This window comes from Vibrio sp. SCSIO 43155 (genome assembly GCF_023716605.1).
GTDB lineage: Bacteria > Pseudomonadota > Gammaproteobacteria > Enterobacterales > Vibrionaceae > Vibrio > Vibrio harveyi.
Genome location: NZ_CP071852.1, coordinates 2,084,894 through 2,101,794, shown reverse-complemented (window position 1 = coordinate 2,101,794; position 16,901 = coordinate 2,084,894). Strand labels below are relative to the sequence as shown.

Genomic DNA, 16,901 nt, shown 5'->3' with positions numbered 1-16,901 from the left:
AATTGACTAATCATATTGATGATTTTGAGTAAGTTACGGACTTTCAAAGTGTATGGAACAAACACCCTATAATTTTGGGGAATGATTCACCTTGTTCAACTGACGGTAAGTTCAGTATGCTATTTGCTTGGGCGTAGCATGACAATACCGCAGAATATTGGATAAAAGATCAACTACTATAAGAACACCATAAATTTATAAAGCCTTATGCGTTTGGGGCGTTGTGTGGCGAAGCGGGAACTGTAATGACTTATGCTGAGAAAGCACTATCATTGTATTGTATTCTTCGCCAGACATTAAATATTATGGGAAAGCCTGTGGTGGTAAAAAGCCGCAGATAATACACGGTATATGCAGAGTTCGCACAGTTGATAGCCTCACACTTTCCGATATCAGAAATTATTGCAGAATAGTAATTAGTGCCCGTGGCGTTAACTTATTAAGTCAAGAATCTAATTTCGGGATTAGTGTTTAGTTATGTTTCTAAATTAATACAAAATGTAACTTACAACATTATAACTGAGTCATTGATCTCAAGGTGTCAATTATATAATGGTGAGGCTTCTTTATTAGGGTGATATGATTTATATTTTTACTTGAAGCATATAGGCAAGATGAAACCTGTCTAATGTATCAGGAGGTAAAATGGATTGTTTGCCGAAACTTATGGCTAGGAAGTTTGAGTGGGTTGAAAATGTGTCAATGCTCAGAATATGGATGATACTTATCTCTATATTACTAGTTTGTCCTTTCCTTGCTGTAGTGCTCATTAAAATCGACATAAGTTTGTTATTGTTTGTATGTGGAATATATTTTTCGTTTTTATTGGGTTTACTTTACGATAAATACTATTCGTCAGAATTTATGTTATTAAAAGCATCCAAAAGAAGAAGTGGACTTATTAAAAATATGTTTTTACTTCTAATTTTCCTAGTTTAGTCGTTAATTAAAAATGGCTGGGTAAGTATCTTGATATATATTTTTTTGGTGTGCGTATTCAATATGTTTTTATTATATTGAATCTAATGGTATGCTCTCATACAGTTTTATTGGAGATAATACACTGAAGTGTAAAGCTACTCATTAATTCGAAATTTACGCCTTATCACCAACTCTAATGGAACGTATTTTAAAGATTGGTATTAACGTTTTTTATATAAACAGTAATCTTCGCTAAAAGGACAATGATCCTGAGCAGATTTTAGAAGGAAAAAGTGGAACATATTTCAATAGTCAAGGTAAAACACCTTTTGGGATACATATTAAAGATACAATTCAGTGACGGACACATCTCTATTGTTGACTTCTCATCATTTATTTTTAGTGGAAAACATCCGGATTATGAGCAGTACAGGGATACTTGTTTCTTTGTTGACTTTGACATTGTTGATGGGAATCTGAACTGGCATGATTATAATATGATTTTTCCTATTGAAGATCTTTATGAAAATAATATCATTAATTAATGATTCTTCCTTGTTTTAAAAATTTTTAGTTTGCGAAAACTTAATTATAGACGGAAATGTTCATGGAAAAGAAAAGTCTTAATATCATCAAGTAAAATAGAGAAAAGTCACATAACATATGTTAGGGAATTAAAATGTAGCTTTGTTGATTGGGAAACTAGAATAATATTAGAATCTACGCTTAATGAGCTTGAAAGGCTAAGGAGTATAAGTGAGTTTTCCGATGATGAAAATGTTCGCGCTAATGCTGCTAATGATTATATAAAGGTTCAACTACTCAGAAAGTCACTTGAGAGTGAGGCGAAGGTTGTATTTGGGGAACAAATACTTAATTTTAACCAAGAAGACTTATGATACTCGCTTTGCTGATAGGATTCCTTAGATGTATTGAAAGTGAAAACCTTATTCAATGTTGCTCCATTGGAGGGAGAAGTGAAACGCAAGTCACGAAATTTACTCGCATATGTTGAGTTACAAAATGGAGATATCTTGATAGATCTGATAACACTAACTCGTAATGGTCAGTCTTACTACTTTCAAGGAAAGCGATGGCAGCGAAACCAATGTTGTCTCGGTGGGGACGAGTGCACTGCAGATGATGGAAGTACGATACATATTTCGCTTCTAAATAGGCGACAGCGCCCTATATGGGTTGAAAGTAAAGAGTGTTACGTTTCGCCAACGGCACAAAAACGTTATCAGCTATGGATTTCAAAGCAGCGCTAAAACAGGCTTGGATCTCTATGTTTGATGATAAAGAACTGAGGTACATAAAGATTTACTTAATTGAGAAGTATGAGCGTGATTTAGCTTTGTTAGCTAAATTAGATGAAGACAGTGATGATTATATCGAACTTGCAAACGATCTCATGCTACTGGAATGTTTAATCTTTAAATTTACTAAAATATAAATAAGTTTATTTCCACCCAATACGGGCATTAGGATCTACAAACTAAAAACGGGAAGAGTGACCAAATTATCTTTGGGCTTTGGAAAATTTTAGAAAAATTATTACTTCTTAGTGAAAATGATAAATGGAAACATGAAAACATTATTAAGACAAAACAAGTTGTCCAATATTAAGCTACTTCATAGTTTTATAAACAGAGTGTTTTTCTTTAGTATTTTAGCTTACTACTTAGTGATCATTTCAGAAGAACCATTGCTTACTCAACTCAGCTTTATAGCCTTTGGTTGTGGTTTCTCACTACTTATCGATTATTCAGTATCAAAACCACGACAGTCTGTCGAGGTCTCGTTTGATGGCACTAAGTTGAGGTTTCTCAATATGTGTATCATGACATCTGATGTAAAAGAAATTCTGTATGGACAAACCAAGAGGTTTGAACACACGGTTCGTTTTCGCTACAAAAATCAGACTTACCAAGATTTTGAACTTGCTTCGAAAGATTTGATCGAGGATTTGCGATTTTATTACTTTCTCGTGGATAACCAGTTACCAGTCAAAATGTTAGATTGTAACGAGCGCTTGATTTAATGCTTCTGTAAGAACGAGGAAAAAATGAATCAATTTTGTTGTTTATATTGCGTGGGGATAATGAAAACACTCGTTATCAACGTGACGCTACTCATTTTAGTTGGATGCGTGTCAAAAGTGGATAAACTGAGCTACTTGGAAACATGGAATGACAAGTGGCAAGAGTGTGACAAGGTAGGCAAGGAAACGACTATTGTATTTCCTCAGTCTGATTGGTTCAAAAGTTTGACGCTAGATAACAAAAGAAAAGTATTCTTATACATACATTTTCTTAAGGATTACGAGTGCACTCAAGAAGAAGCCGAAAAACTTAAAAGTGTTTTGAGCGAATATGACATTACAACGCTCAATGAGGTTCTGAAAGGATTTATCTACTTCGACATGCCAAGCAATGTTGATGTTAAACATTTAGATGAACAGCAGCTTATCTTTCTCTCTAATCAAATTTTAGGACCTTTCAATGCTATAACAACAGCAGAAGCGATGGGGTTAATAAAACACGAATGAACCTAAGCTGTGAGAATTATATTGTGTCAACATCTGATGATGACCGGTATGGCGATGGACTACGAAAAGATGAGTTATTTCGTTTTAACCATGCCTTCTAATTCAAGAAGCTTGAAGGTGCATCGCAGTAAAAGCCATGATTACTGGCGTAATTAGAGATAGTTATACTGGAGCACTTGAACTCATGTTAATTATTGATTTTATTCCTCACAACTTTTCCTGTTTAGGGGAGTAACGTGTGTCAAAGGAGGGCTTTGTGGAGTAGATGTTAGGCATATTAGCTTTTGCTGTATTTTGGGGACAAAACGAGTTCTCTTCAATTAAGTATCGACAAAAGATAATTGAGCGCAAGATAAATCTCTTATTGGAACAATCAGGTTTAGAGGTCGATCAACGGTTTGGTGTCTCAATCGAGGTGTGTGATGCGGTTAAATCCGGGGCTAAATTAAAAGCTATTCGTCTTTATAGAAAAGAGATGGGGGCTTCGCTGAGAGATGCTAAAAGGGTTATAGAAACATTGGAAAAAGAGATTGCTTGGGCCTGTCGATATAGAACTCAAGAGTATTTAACTCAATCATATTTACTTTGAATTTGGGTATAAACACACTATTTAACTTGGTATAGTAGTCTTTGTTGTGGTTACGTTGTCACTCAACTCTCAAGGTTGTATTCTGAAGGCCTGTCCTGTCTTCACATTGGTTCGAAGCTGAACAATGCGTTACTTACGAAACATTTATTAAGTTAGCTAAATGCAAACGAATAAAAACAAAAACCCGCAATGTGCGGGTTTTTTAATCGAGACTATACTGCCAGTAAACGGCAATGGGTAGCTTAGTCAATTAAGCCATAGTCTTTACTTAAAATCTCTATGATTTCAGCTTTAGGGTTTTGGCTTAACGTAATTGGCTTTCCGGTAATTTTTTCTGCAATACCAATGTAAGTGCGAGAGATATCCATTAAAGATTCGACTGGCAATTCGTTGTTGCGAGCCAATGCTTCACGTTCTGACATACGCTCTTTATTAAGTAAAATATCTGGGTCAGGGAAGTGGTTTAGCAGGAATTGACGGAAACCTTCTTTCGAGTTTTCGACGATTTGACCTTTTTGATACGCTTTGGTATCCCAAATACGCGATGAATCAGGTGTGCCAACTTCATCCATATAAATTAGTTTTTCATTACCTGCGGCATCGTGTACGTAACCGAACTCGAACTTAGTATCAACAAAGGTTTGGTCGATGGCTTCCAGTGCATGACTGATCACGTTAAAGCCTTCTTTGAGTAGCTTCTCGTACTGCGCTATGTCCTCTGCATGAGAGAAGTTGAAAGCTGCAAAGTTGTCCACGATATTTTCGCGAGTGATGTTCACGTCATCAGCTTCAGGGACGTCAGGAATGCCTTTCAAGATACCTTTGGTTGAAGGTGTCATTAGTAGCTCTGGCAACATTTTATCTTTTTCAAGACCTTCTGGAAGCTGAATACCACAGAAGTTGCGTTCACCATTTGCATAAGCACGCCACATAGAGCCCGTAATGTACTTACGACAGATAGCTTCAATCTTAACTGGTTTGGCTTTTTGTACAATCCAGACAAACGGGTGGGGGATATCTAAAATATGGCTATCTGCAAGACCGTTTTCTTTAAACAGTTTAAACCAGTGATTTGAAATTGCGTTCAGCGCTGCTCCTTTACCCGGAACGCCTTTTAGTCCTCCTTCTCCGTGCCAGATACAATCGAATGCTGAGATGCGATCGCTGATTACCATAATGGCCAAGGGCGCATCTGGGGCGACGTCGTATCCTTTTTCTTTGATCAGTCGTGCGCTGTCTTTTTCTGTTAACCAGTAAACAGAGCGAACTTTTCCGCTGTGGACGGGCTTGTGAGTGCGAATTGGCAGGTCGTCATTGACGGCAAGTACTTGATTAGCAAGGCTCATTGCGACATTCCTATCATCTTAATCAAACGTCAGAAAGAGAACTTACTCAGCGCACAGTGCGCACTGAATAAACCGAATGAGGGCATCATACCAGAACTATTTTAACTCGCCAGAGAAAAAGCAAACGTTTGCCTTATTTTGTTTTGGTATAAAAAAGCCCCCTTAAAAGGAGGCGAGATGCAGGATGGATAACGTCGATATTATTAGTGGTATTGGCTTGGACGGCCTTCGACGAAAAAGACTTCGCACTGATAACGCTGAGCGATGTCACGAAGCATAGATTGATTGATAAGAGCAATCTCATTCGAAGCAACAACTGCGCTAGCATTGCCAGATTGGATGGCTTTAATAACGATTTCCACTTCAGAAAGTTGCTGAGATGGCTTCATCTGAATGATGTTTTGACAGCGAATATTAGAAGCAGCAAGTTGCTCAAAATCAGGACGCGGGCACTGAGCAGTAAACAAAATCCACTGCTGTTGCTGAGATAATACTGCCAACTGAGAAAGAAGTTGGTCAGAGACATCCATCGGTTGTGTTGCTTGCGCCAATACGTTGTAGCGAGAGTATGTATGAGTTTGACTTTGTAACTGCATCTTACTGTTCCTTTATACATGCTGTATGCGTATACAGTAGTTTGTTTTCGAAGTCTGATCAACCCATTTTTATCGATGACTTAGAATAAATGTCGCATTTTTATGGCTTGAAAATTTGTTAAATTGTTGAATTATAGGGATAAAGTTATTATCGAGTGTAGATTGGCAGTGTGAAAAAATGTGAACTCATCGACATTGCGCTTCCTGTCTATACAGTGTTTTTCTACTGTATAGACAGGGGGGGCACAGTAGGATTTGACTCGGAGACGAGAAGGCAGGATGGAAAGTGGTAAGCTGATACGATCAAAAAAGCGCCTTAAACAAGGCGCCTTTGAAAATCAGTTCCATTGATTTGTTGTGGTTAGCTTGCTCGCTGAACCATACGTTCACGCATTTGCAATTCACCTTGGTTAAAGAGGCGCACATCAATTTTGGCGATGTCGTAGCAAGATTTGCAAGAACGATGGTATTTACCATCTAGGTAATCATGACGAGTAACAAAGCTAGGTTTTTTGCACCAGTCACAGGTGCCTTCTTCAGTGAACATTGATTTTCTCCCCACCTACATGAATTTTGAGTCGCTAGGTGTTATTTTTCGCCAAGTATTATGGCATACAAAAGATAGCTAGGTTAAATGTCTGTTAATTTGTTTGAGAGGGAGATCGATTGCGAGCCTTTATTTTAGAGGCAGAAAAGCTCGCGTGCTAAAGGGGTTTGACTTGGTTTTACTATTTTGTAACATTCTGTGAAATGGTTTTAAACGCCTGATTTAAACGCTTCATTTCTTCTTCACTTCCTCTGGAATCAGGATGATAGAGCTTTGATAGTTGTCTGTAGCGCAATTTCACTGCTTTACTGTCTGGGATACTCTGTGGGGTATAACCGAACATGGCGCATGCTACAGCCAATCTGTGTCCTTCCGATTGACCTTTGATCTTCCTAAACTCTTTGAATACCTTTTCAAGTTGACGTTTAAGCTGCTTATTTGCAAATTCAAGTTCTTTAGTTTGAGTTTCTAACTGCAGCGTTCTGGATACTTGGTGGGCGGTATTTGCATTGATATTCTGACGATGTCGGCGAGTTGCGAATGCGCCTCCAGCAATTACTAAAGCAGCACCTAGGGCGCCAAAGAAGTACCAAAGTGTGGACTCTTGTGCTTGTTGCGTGGACTTCGCTTGTTTTTGGTCTTGTTCTTCTTCGTCGGTGGCTTTTTTGTCTAACTCGACGATTTCCGATACTTGTTTAGCTCGTAATTGGTTAAACCGCGCTTCCAAAAATTGATTGTACGCTTGCTCTGCTTGCGGGTTTTTTAAAGCCGAAAGTTGATACCAGGCTTCAACCAAATCGGCGTTTGATACTTCTTGCTGATGATGTTCTACAAAATCAGCCAACAAGAACCCGCGATCGTTTGGATCATCCAGTGCCACTGATGTAAACCAATACACTGCTAAGGTGTAATCTACGCCTCCGGTTAAACCTCTAGCGTAGTCTTCGGCTAACTGCTTTTGCGCTGGAATATACCCTTGATGTGCCGATTGTTCTAACCAATAGCGTGCGTCATTAGGTGAAGTTGGATTAGGGGATAGAGCCAGTTGCTGCGCTAGTTCGAATTGCGCCTCAGGCTGAGTTGGGTTTTGGGAGGCGAATGCTGCGCCCGTCAGACTGGTCATCAATACCAGAGAAAGGGCAAAAGTTTTGAAACACATGAGGTATGTCAGGTCTAGCGCTTATCGCTAGACCTGCTCCGGTAATTTTAGTTATTACCGATATGGTGCAACCAAATTACTTCAGTGGCAAGATCTGGATTTCAACACGACGGTTGCAAGCACGGCCTTCAGAAGTTTGGTTTGAGCAAATTGGATTACGCTCACCGTAGCCACGTGCGATTGCGCGACCTGCTGCGACGTTTTGTGATACTAGGTATTGACGTACCGATTCAGCACGACGCTCAGATAGCGTTTGGTTGTATGAATCGCTACCAGTACTGTCGGTGTAACCATCGATCACAAGGCTAGTATCTGGGTATTCAACCAGAATGCGCGCCACGCCACGTAGTGTGTTATGGATGCTTGCGTCTAATTGGTAAGAGCTTGAAGAGAAGCCAATGCCGTTTTCCATGCGAAGAAGCAGTTTGTTTTCACCTACGCGTTCAACTTGCACACCTGAATTCAGTAGTGCACGACGCAATTCTGCTTCTTGTTGGTCAAAGTAGTAACCAATGCCAGCACCAGTTGCGCCACCAGCTGCAGCGCCAATTAATGCATGTTGACGACGTTCTTTTGCATTGTCGCCCGTCGCAAGACCGATTGCTGCGCCAGCAATCGCACCGATAAGCGCACCTTGTGTGGTGGAATTTGTTTCGTATTCACCTGTGGTTGCGTTTTGGCGTTGGGTTGCTTGACAGCCTGTAAGAGCCAGCACTAGCGCAAGTGCAATAGACATCTTTTTCAAAGGAAAATCTCCGTATAAGCCGAGGCGCAATGGCGCCTCATAATGGGATGTGAATTATGGAATAGAAGGTATTGATATTTGTTATGTGAACGTCAGATTGATAGGACGTTCGTCAGCTTTTTCTGATAGTTGGCGATTGAATAACCAGTGATAGGCTCACTTCGATGGGTTATCCAACATTTTTCTCGCTTGCTCTCCGCCCACTCCGCGGTTAACGGAGACCTTACGACCCTTCTTTAGGCCAACTTCATAATCTGCTGTGAGGTTTTTCATCGCTTCTTTGAGTTGTTTCTTGAACGTCTCTCGGTCGATGTTTTTAAATTCTTTATCAATGTAGTTATTGATCTTATTTGCGGACTCTTCATCAGGGGAGATCACTGGTAGCTTCTCAAGTGCTCCTTCAACCCAACCTGAAACAAAAGAGTTCACGCGACGAGTGACTTCCATTGATGAGGTGCCTGAACCGGCAAAGCTGTTACGAAACTGACCAGTACTTTCGTTCATTTCACGATAGATAATATCGAATGCAAATGCAGCAAAAATCGCACGGTCTGCTTCACCGATAAACTCAACTCGTTTTAATCCTTTATGGTTTAGAAGTACTGCCTCGACACCAAATTTAGTGTTAATACCGCGGATCACACGCAGCAATGTTGAACTGATGTTGGCTGGCAGCAGGTGTGACGATTGCGTCTTACCCATCTTGATAAACTCAATGTCATCTTTATCCAACCCGTATTTAAGCATCAAACGATGCGCCATTTTGATGGCGTTTGCAGCCTCATTGACGTTGGCGGAATTACCCAGTTCTAAACATTTGGCGATTTTCTTCAGAGCTTTTTGTTTATCCATCGATGAACAGTACCAAGAGCAGAAAATTTAAGAAGTCGGACATATTACCTTTTTCGCACTAAAAACGCCAGAAAGGTGAGCTGTGAGCAAAAAGAAAGCCCCTTATTAAAAGGGGCTTAATACGGTGTTAATAGCGATTGAAACGTTATAAACCTAACTGGTCTAACAGATCATCTGCGTCATTTTTAGAACCACTTGATTGTGACGCTTGCTTGTATTCCATACTTTTGCGAGTCGCTTCTAAAATGTCGTCTGGACTCTCGTCTTCCGCCACCTCAAACTCTTCAAGTTGAATAAACTCGGTTTTGTCCATCGCAAGTTCTAAGTAGAAAATGTTGTTATTTGCCGTAGAGAAGGTCACGCGACGCGCTTGAGGTCGGTCGAGGTTGGTGTCTACTTGCAAAATTACCTGTTTATTCAGAGCCAACATTTTGGGTTGATTTTGAGTAATGTTGGTTTGTAGCTCTTTGCGGATCTTGTTGGTGAAGTCGCCAACCAGCTGATTCATCAGCTCACCAAGAACATCACCTACTTCGTCAGAGGTGTGCGAGATCGCTAACTCCTCTTCTGGCATGCCCATATTGCGCATGTAGTTGGTGTAGACCTCCAGTGCCGCTTTAGCAGTAAAGTTAATGACCACCAATCCAGTAAACCCACCGTCAAACAGTACAAAACAACCAAAATCCGGCTTGAGGCTGGTTTTGTTGATCTTTTGCACCATTGCTGAGTAGTTAACTTGAGAGGAAGTCGCCGAAGTAAGAACGCCAGAAACCGACTGGCAAAGTTTTAGAAGGATATCTTCAGTGGTTACAACTTTATTTTTTTTCATCCTGAAAGCTCATATTAAAGGGCTATTTCCCTTTCAATGTAAGGCATCAAGCCTCAAAAAATAAAGCATAAGTTTAATTCTTGTTTGGAGATTCTGATTTGAACGCCTTTTTAAATGTTGTAAAGTGACGTAATTCAAAGAATATTACCTCATTCATGTCTCTGTCTTCTGCTGTTGACGGTGTAGTTCCGAGGCGTGGGTGCTTAAAAATTACATAACCCGCAGCTGATTGGATCAGCGCAGTAGGGGCAGGAAGCAAATGTTACCAAGATTACACTCGCAAACGGATGTCGATCCTCTTGTTCTGAGTTTTCTCAAAGAACTTGAGCAATCCGGGTTCACTGGCGATATTGAAAGCCAGTATTCTAGCCGCCTTGCGGTAGCCACCGATAACAGTGTCTACCAGCAACTTCCTCAGGCTGTTGTTCACCCCAAAAACACTCAAGATGTCTCCCTTATTGGTCGGTTGAGCAATAAGGAAGCTTATGAACGTATAACGTTTTCACCACGTGGAGGCGGAACAGGTACCAATGGACAGTCGTTAACCAAAGGCATTGTGGTCGACTTATCGCGTCACATGAATAAGGTGTTAGAGGTTAACGAAGAGCAAGGTTGGGTACGTGTTCAAACGGGAGTTGTCAAAGACCAACTCAACGATGCCGTGCGCCCCTATGGTTACTTCTTTTCACCAGACCTATCGACCAGTAACCGAGCAACGATTGGTGGGATGATCAATACCGATGCATCTGGTCAAGGTTCTCTCAAATACGGTAAAACGTCAGATCATGTTTTGTCACTGCAAGCGGTGTTTGCTGACGGTTCCATCTTAGAATCGGATCTGTCTCATGGTATGCCCATTGAAGGTGAATTTGCCCACAACGCGATGCGCATTACCGAAGCGGTGTGTCGTGATAAGCGTCAGCAAATTAATGATAAGTTTCCACCATTAAATCGATTTCTAACCGGTTATGACCTAAAGAACGCGTTTGATGAGCAGGAAGATCGTTTTGATATTACTCGCGTACTGTGTGGGGCTGAGGGTTCGTTGGCATTCATTACCGAGGCAAAACTTAACTTAACTCGCATCCCTAAAGCTCGAACGTTAGTTAACGTAAAATACAACAGTTTTGACTCTGCATTGCGTAACGCTCCATTTATGGTTGAGGCAAATGCTCTATCAGTCGAAACCGTCGACTCTAAGGTGCTTAACCTTGCCAAACAAGACATTGTCTGGCACACCGTCAGCGACCTGATCACCGACGTTCCCAACAAAGAGATGCTTGGCATCAATATGGTGGAATACGCAGGTCAAGATGAAGAGGAAGTTGCCGCGCAAGTGGCCTCCCTGACGAGCAGACTTGATAGCATGCTAGAGACCGAAGAAGCGGGCATTATTGGATATCAAGTATGTAATGATGTTGCGAGCATCGGGCGTATATACAACATGCGTAAAAAGGCTGTGGGGCTGTTGGGGGCCGCGAAAGGGCGTGCTAAGCCGGTAGCGTTCGCGGAAGACACTTGTGTGCCGCCAGAGAACCTAGCGGACTTTATTGTTGAGTTCCGTGAACTGCTGGATGCGAAGTCACTCAACTACGGTATGTTTGGTCATGTAGACGCTGGCGTACTTCACGTCCGTCCTGCATTGGATTTATGCGATCCTCATCAAGAAGCCTTAATGCATGAAATCTCAGACGAGGTTGTTAAGCTGGTTGCCAAATACGGTGGCTTGATGTGGGGTGAGCACGGAAAAGGTTTTCGTTCTGAATATGGACCTGAGTTCTTCGGTGAGGAACTGTTTACCGAGCTACGACGTGTGAAAGCGGCGTTCGACCCGCACAATAAAATGAACCCTGGCAAAATCTGTACACCGTTAAACAGTGATGCAGAACTTGTGAAAGTCACGGATACGAAACGTGGCTACTTCGACCGTCAGATTGACGTTCAGGTGCGTGATAGCTTCAAGCAGGCAATGGAGTGTAACGGGAACGGCTTATGTTTTAACTACGACACGAGCTCGCCGATGTGCCCTTCGATGAAAGTGACAGCAGATCGTCGCCATTCACCAAAAGGGCGAGCGGGTTTGGTGCGTGAATGGTTACGTCAGTTGACAGAGCAAGGCATTGATATTCTCGACTTAGAGAAGCAGACGCTAGAAAATAAAACGCCTATCAAAACCATGATCGACCGTGTACGTCATTCAATCAATCGTCGTCATGAGTATGATTTCTCTCACGAAGTATACGAAGCAATGAATGGTTGTCTTGCATGTAAAGCGTGTGCGAGTCAGTGTCCTATCAAGGTTGATGTGCCTAGCTTCCGCTCTCGTTTCCTAAACATCTATCACTCGCGCTACCAACGTCCGGCAAAAGATTACTTGGTGTCGAACATTGAGTCGATGCTGCCCTTAATGGCAAAAGCACCAACGCTTGTGAATGGAGTGCTTAAGCAGTCTTGGGTGCAAAGTTTAACGGCATCTACTGTGGGTTATGTCGATGCACCGTTGCTGTCTGTGCCTACTTTGAAGGATCGTGTAGACACGTTAACGACGGCTTATGATCTTCAAGTGCTGAGTGGTTTATCAAGTGAGGACAAACAACAGCATGTACTGATTGTACAAGACCCATTTACCAGCTACTACGATGCTGAGGTGGTGGAAGACTTTATCAAGCTGGTTAAGAAGTTGGGTATGAACCCTGTTCTTTTGCCATTTAAGCCAAATGGCAAAGCACAGCACATTAAAGGTTTCTTACGCCAGTTCAAGCACACCGCTCAAGATACCGCTAAGTTCTTGGAGATGGTTGCGGATTTAGACATTCCAATGGTGGGTGTTGATCCCGCGCTAGTGCTTTGTTATCGCGATGAGTATGCTGAGGTATTGGGCAGTAAGCGTGGTCAGTTTGATGTTTTAACTGCTCATGAATGGCTTTATCCAAGACTGAGCGAGTTCGAGGCTTTAGATACCAAAGAACAAGCACCTTGGTATTTGTTTGCGCATTGTACTGAGAAAACAAAAATGCCAAATGCTGAGAAAGAGTGGGGGGCAATCTTTGCTCACTTTGGTGCGATCTTGAATACTGTGCCTGTAGGCTGTTGTGGTATGGCGGGCACTTTTGGCCATGAAGTGGATAAGCTAACTATGTCTCGTGATATCTATGATCTAAGCTGGAAACCAAATTTAGATAAGCTTGATAATGACCGATGCTTGATTACAGGGTATTCCTGTCGAAGCCAAGTAAAGCGTTTTGAAGGCATCAAACCTAAACACCCAGTGCAAGCTTTGCTAACCTTGTTATAACGTTTACTCAAGCCCAGTTTTACTGGACTTGTTGTCATTAGTGCTATGTAACTGAACATGAATTTGTTTTTACTTTCATAAGGATATGAAGATTGAAAAAGCTTGAGCTTAAAGTGCCGCCTGTCGCTCTATTTTTCTTGATGATACTGCTGATGTATGGGTTAAAAGAAGCGATGCCTGAAATGAAAATTACAGTGCCGTTTGTCGAGTTCGTTACGGCGGGGCTCATTATTCTTGCTGGTTTTATCGGTATTGCCGGTGTTTATGAATTTCGCAAAGCAAAGACGACCGTAAATCCGGTAAAACCAGAGACAGCTTCACTAGTGGTGGATTCCGGCGTTTTTGCCTACACGCGTAACCCAATGTATGTGGCGTTATTATTAGTTATTGTCGCTATAGGTTTGTGGTGGCAACACTTAAGCGTCATTTTATGTGGTGTATTGTTTGTGGCCTACATGAACCGTTATCAAATAAAACCAGAAGAACGTGCGTTAGAGAGGTTGTTTGGCGAAGACTATTTGGATTATAAAAACCAAGTGCGTCGCTGGATTTGACGCAAAGATACCGAGTTACAGATGAAAGAAAGCCCAGCAACACGCTGGGCTTTCTTTTTGAAATCTGTCGGCAGTGGGATGATTATGCTGCCTTAGCAAACTTTGCTAGGAAGGCATCCTTGCGCTCGTTAAAGCGTTGAACCAAATCGTCCACTGCATCTTGGTCGTATGGCTTAAGACCACTCGCAACCATGCGCTTGATGCCTTTGCCAACAACTTCGCCATCTTCTTTGAAGGCAAAGTTTAGTGTTACTACGCCGCGCTTACCTTCAACATCGAACGTCGCACCAGTGAAATCTACTTCTGGATGAGTTAGGTCTAAACGACAGAATTCTACTTCCATGCTTTCGTAGATCACTAATGGTCGTTGGCAGTTGATCATCATTTGTTTCTCTTCCATCAGAGGAACCATGATGTGAGGGAAGTTCATGCCAGAGAATTGAACGTAGTTAGTCACCACGTGTTCAATGAACTCAGGGTTGAGGTTAGTTTCGCCTTCACGAGACATGTGCAGGTATTCTTTACCTGCTTCATCGACTACGGCACTTTCTTTTTCACACTTATTCTCGATATGAAGCGCTACGCCATCGTTCACCATTCCGGAGAAATCGAAACGCATCTTTTGGCTTACCCCTTCTTTGCTTAGCAATACGGCAAAAAGTAAATCGCCCGGCACACAAAAGCGTTTGTTGTCTTCATCATGGATAGGGTTGTAATCACCAGCGACGCGTTTAGCGAAGTGACTTGCTTGCTCACGAGTGAACTGAAATTGGTGATTAGTGTTTGAAAAATAAGGTGTTAGAAACATAATTTTTACGTAGTAACCAAAACTGTCAGGGATTATATGCGAATATCTGCGTAGCAATGGTCCATCCAGTGAAAACTTCACTGTATCTTAACAATGAAACGATAACGCAGGGCAATTAAGCATCAAAAAGAGTGCTTTTGTGTCACATTATTCAGTATGGCTATAAATCAGGAATTTACCATTCGCTTCGGGCGATGAGTATATACCCAAGTGATTTCAAGATGCAGGGTTCAGAGCGTTGTCATTGATTCCCTACTTACCGAAAGCAAGCAAGGAAAACAACGCAGCGTAACAGCCAGCTATTTCCAAGTTGTTTGACTTAGCCATTGGTTTAATAGAAAAGCGAGTCAATGACACGCTTCCAAAGGGTACTCTTTACAAATAGTAAGGACCTTGGCTTGTATATTTTATTGGCGATTCTTGATTTAGATCCACTAGACCTTTAAATCGCCGCCGCGTCTACAAACCAAGTCATTCTCGCTGAACCTAGCATCTCGAGGTTACTTGGGTATATATAAATACAATAAAGGCTCCACGCAGGAGCCTTTAAAGTCATCACTCACTATGAATTAATGCACGCTTGGTAGTAAGTTTTCTGGCATTAATGCGTTGTGCAGAGCGAGCTTGAGTAGTGCATTGGCTTGCTCGATATCTGGCGCGAAGTAGCGGTCTTTATCGTAGAACGACACTTTCTCACGCAGCATTTGCTTGGCAATTTCGATACGCTCTGAAGATTTGTTTGGCGCACGGAAATCTAGCCCTTGAGCAGCTGACAAGTATTCAACCGCCAAAATGCCACGTGTATTCTCTCCCATTTCCTTTAAACGACGAGCAGCAAAAGTAGCCATCGAAACGTGATCTTCTTGGTTTGCGGATGTTGGCAAACTATCGACAGAAGCTGGGTGAGCCAATGTTTTGTTTTCACTTGCCAATGCTGCCGATGTCACCTGAGCAATCATAAAGCCGGAGTTCACGCCGCCATTGTCGACCAAGAAGGGAGGAAGCTTAGATAGAGCGCTATCTATAAGCAGTGCCATGCGTCGCTCTGACAAGCTACCAATTTCAGCAATCGCAAGTGCAAGGTTATCCGCTGCCATAGCGACTGGCTCTGCATGGAAGTTACCGCCGGAGATGATGTCATCATCTTCCGCAAAGACCAACGGGTTATCCGACACAGAGTTGGCCTCCACTTGTAGAATGTCTGCTGCATTGCGAATTTGCTGCAAACAAGCTCCCATTACTTGAGGTTGGCAACGCAGTGAATAAGGATCTTGTACCTTCTCACAGTTGGTATGAGATTCACCAATCTCGCTGGTCGCCTCTAACAGGTGGCGGTACGCCAAGGCGGCATCCATTTGGCTACGATGACCACGAACACGATGGATACGTGGGTCGAACGGACGACGACTGCCTAAAGCCGCTTCTACTGACATCGCACCACAAACCGTCGCTGATGAGAACAGGTCCTCGGCAATGAACAAACCTTCTAGTGCAAATGCTGTTGACGCTTGAGTACCATTAAGCAGTGCTAACCCTTCTTTTGGAGCAAGAGTGATTGGCTCAAGACCGGCGATTTGCAGTGCTTCTAGACCTGATATCACTTTGCCATTATGGCGAGCTTGACCTTCACCAAGAAGAACCGTACTCATATGAGCTAATGGCGCTAAGTCACCAGATGCGCCTACAGAGCCCTTCTGAGGGACGCATGGGTAGACCTGAGCATTCACCAAATCAATCAACATGTTGATGACTTTTAAACGTAAGCCAGAGAAGCCACGGGCGAGGCTGTTGATCTTTAATACCATCATCAAACGAACGGTTTCGTCTGACATGAACTTGCCGATACCAGCCGCATGAGAAAGCACGATACTGCGCTGCAGTGTTTCCAAATCTTCTGGTGCAATGCGTGTATTTGCTAGCAAACCGAAGCCGGTGTTAATGCCGTAAACCGTCCGGTCTTCTGCAATCACTCGATCGACCACTTGAGTGCTTTCTTCTATTGCTGGAATCGCGTTTGGATCCAGAGTAAGGTTTACGGGTGAGCGGCTCACTTGGCGTAGTTCGTTTAAGCTAATATGACCTGGCTTTAGCGTTAAATTGAGCATGTCT

The 16,901-nt window shown here is 42.2% G+C and carries 16 protein-coding genes and 1 pseudogene; 8 read left to right on the top strand and 9 right to left on the bottom strand.

Annotated elements, in window-relative coordinates:
• Positions 1-137: 137 nt before the first annotated feature.
• The 6 genes and pseudogenes from J4N44_RS28195 to J4N44_RS09435 form a co-directional block, all read left to right on the top strand.
• Positions 138-372 (top strand): annotated as a pseudogene (locus J4N44_RS28195) (hypothetical protein); the annotation flags it as partial.
• 842 nt (positions 373-1,214) lie between these two features.
• The gene (locus J4N44_RS09455; RefSeq protein WP_252044340.1) at positions 1,215-1,466 is read left to right on the top strand and encodes a DUF2442 domain-containing protein; all 252 of its coding nucleotides are present in this window, start codon (positions 1,215-1,217) and stop codon (positions 1,464-1,466) included.
• 665 nt (positions 1,467-2,131) lie between these two features.
• Positions 2,132-2,377 (top strand): hypothetical protein, encoded by a 246-nt coding sequence (locus tag J4N44_RS09450; protein ID WP_017817976.1) that lies wholly within the window; start codon positions 2,132-2,134, stop codon positions 2,375-2,377.
• Between the two features lie 132 nt (positions 2,378-2,509).
• Positions 2,510-2,965, top strand: a complete 456-nt coding sequence (locus J4N44_RS09445) for a hypothetical protein (RefSeq protein ID WP_029791151.1) — start codon at positions 2,510-2,512, stop codon at positions 2,963-2,965.
• Positions 2,966-3,025: 60 nt separating this feature from the next.
• Positions 3,026-3,472: a hypothetical protein gene (locus J4N44_RS09440; protein ID WP_017817978.1), complete on the top strand. Its 447-nt coding sequence runs from the start codon at positions 3,026-3,028 to the stop codon at positions 3,470-3,472.
• Between the two features lie 265 nt (positions 3,473-3,737).
• Positions 3,738-4,061 carry a DUF6793 family protein gene (locus J4N44_RS09435; RefSeq protein ID WP_252044338.1) on the top strand — a complete coding sequence of 108 codons (324 nt, stop codon included), beginning with the start codon at positions 3,738-3,740 and terminating at the stop codon, positions 4,059-4,061.
• 242 nt (positions 4,062-4,303) lie between these two features.
• Here the strand turns inward: J4N44_RS09435 and J4N44_RS09430 are convergent, their stop codons facing one another.
• From J4N44_RS09430 to J4N44_RS09400, 7 genes are all read right to left on the bottom strand, one after another.
• Positions 4,304-5,407 carry a phosphoribosylaminoimidazolesuccinocarboxamide synthase gene (locus J4N44_RS09430; protein ID WP_005445626.1) on the bottom strand — a complete coding sequence of 368 codons (1,104 nt, stop codon included), beginning with the start codon at positions 5,405-5,407 and terminating at the stop codon, positions 4,304-4,306.
• A gap of 203 nt (positions 5,408-5,610) precedes the next feature.
• Positions 5,611-6,003 carry a SulA-like leucine-rich domain-containing protein gene (locus J4N44_RS09425; protein ID WP_009697340.1) on the bottom strand — a complete coding sequence of 131 codons (393 nt, stop codon included), beginning with the start codon at positions 6,001-6,003 and terminating at the stop codon, positions 5,611-5,613.
• A gap of 361 nt (positions 6,004-6,364) precedes the next feature.
• On the bottom strand, positions 6,365-6,550 hold the full coding sequence (locus J4N44_RS09420) for a hypothetical protein (RefSeq protein ID WP_005445621.1): 186 nt from the start codon (positions 6,548-6,550) through the stop codon (positions 6,365-6,367).
• Positions 6,551-6,731: 181 nt separating this feature from the next.
• Positions 6,732-7,709 carry a J domain-containing protein gene (locus J4N44_RS09415; protein ID WP_252044336.1) on the bottom strand — a complete coding sequence of 326 codons (978 nt, stop codon included), beginning with the start codon at positions 7,707-7,709 and terminating at the stop codon, positions 6,732-6,734.
• A 76-nt stretch (positions 7,710-7,785) separates the two neighbouring features.
• Positions 7,786-8,454: a YiaD family glycine zipper/OmpA-like lipoprotein gene (locus J4N44_RS09410; protein ID WP_005445618.1), complete on the bottom strand. Its 669-nt coding sequence runs from the start codon at positions 8,452-8,454 to the stop codon at positions 7,786-7,788.
• A gap of 156 nt (positions 8,455-8,610) precedes the next feature.
• Entirely contained in the window at positions 8,611-9,306 is a 696-nt protein-coding gene (locus J4N44_RS09405; RefSeq protein ID WP_005445617.1) for a DUF2786 domain-containing protein, read from the bottom strand.
• A gap of 145 nt (positions 9,307-9,451) precedes the next feature.
• Positions 9,452-10,135 (bottom strand): DUF3334 family protein, encoded by a 684-nt coding sequence (locus J4N44_RS09400; RefSeq protein ID WP_005445615.1) that lies wholly within the window; start codon positions 10,133-10,135, stop codon positions 9,452-9,454.
• Between the two features lie 259 nt (positions 10,136-10,394).
• Between J4N44_RS09400 and ydiJ the strand changes: the two genes are divergently transcribed.
• On the top strand, positions 10,395-13,430 hold the full coding sequence (gene ydiJ / locus J4N44_RS09395; RefSeq protein ID WP_009697343.1) for a D-2-hydroxyglutarate dehydrogenase YdiJ: 3,036 nt from the start codon (positions 10,395-10,397) through the stop codon (positions 13,428-13,430).
• A gap of 92 nt (positions 13,431-13,522) precedes the next feature.
• Positions 13,523-13,984 carry a methyltransferase family protein gene (locus J4N44_RS09390; protein ID WP_005445612.1) on the top strand — a complete coding sequence of 154 codons (462 nt, stop codon included), beginning with the start codon at positions 13,523-13,525 and terminating at the stop codon, positions 13,982-13,984.
• Between the two features lie 82 nt (positions 13,985-14,066).
• Here the strand turns inward: J4N44_RS09390 and J4N44_RS09385 are convergent, their stop codons facing one another.
• Positions 14,067-14,792 carry a DUF3581 domain-containing protein gene (locus J4N44_RS09385; RefSeq protein WP_047517083.1) on the bottom strand — a complete coding sequence of 242 codons (726 nt, stop codon included), beginning with the start codon at positions 14,790-14,792 and terminating at the stop codon, positions 14,067-14,069.
• 569 nt (positions 14,793-15,361) lie between these two features.
• A complete protein-coding gene (gene hutH, locus J4N44_RS09380) occupies positions 15,362-16,897 on the bottom strand; it encodes a histidine ammonia-lyase (RefSeq protein WP_005445608.1) in 1,536 nt (511 codons plus the stop codon).
• Between the last annotated feature and the right edge of the window lie 4 nt (positions 16,898-16,901).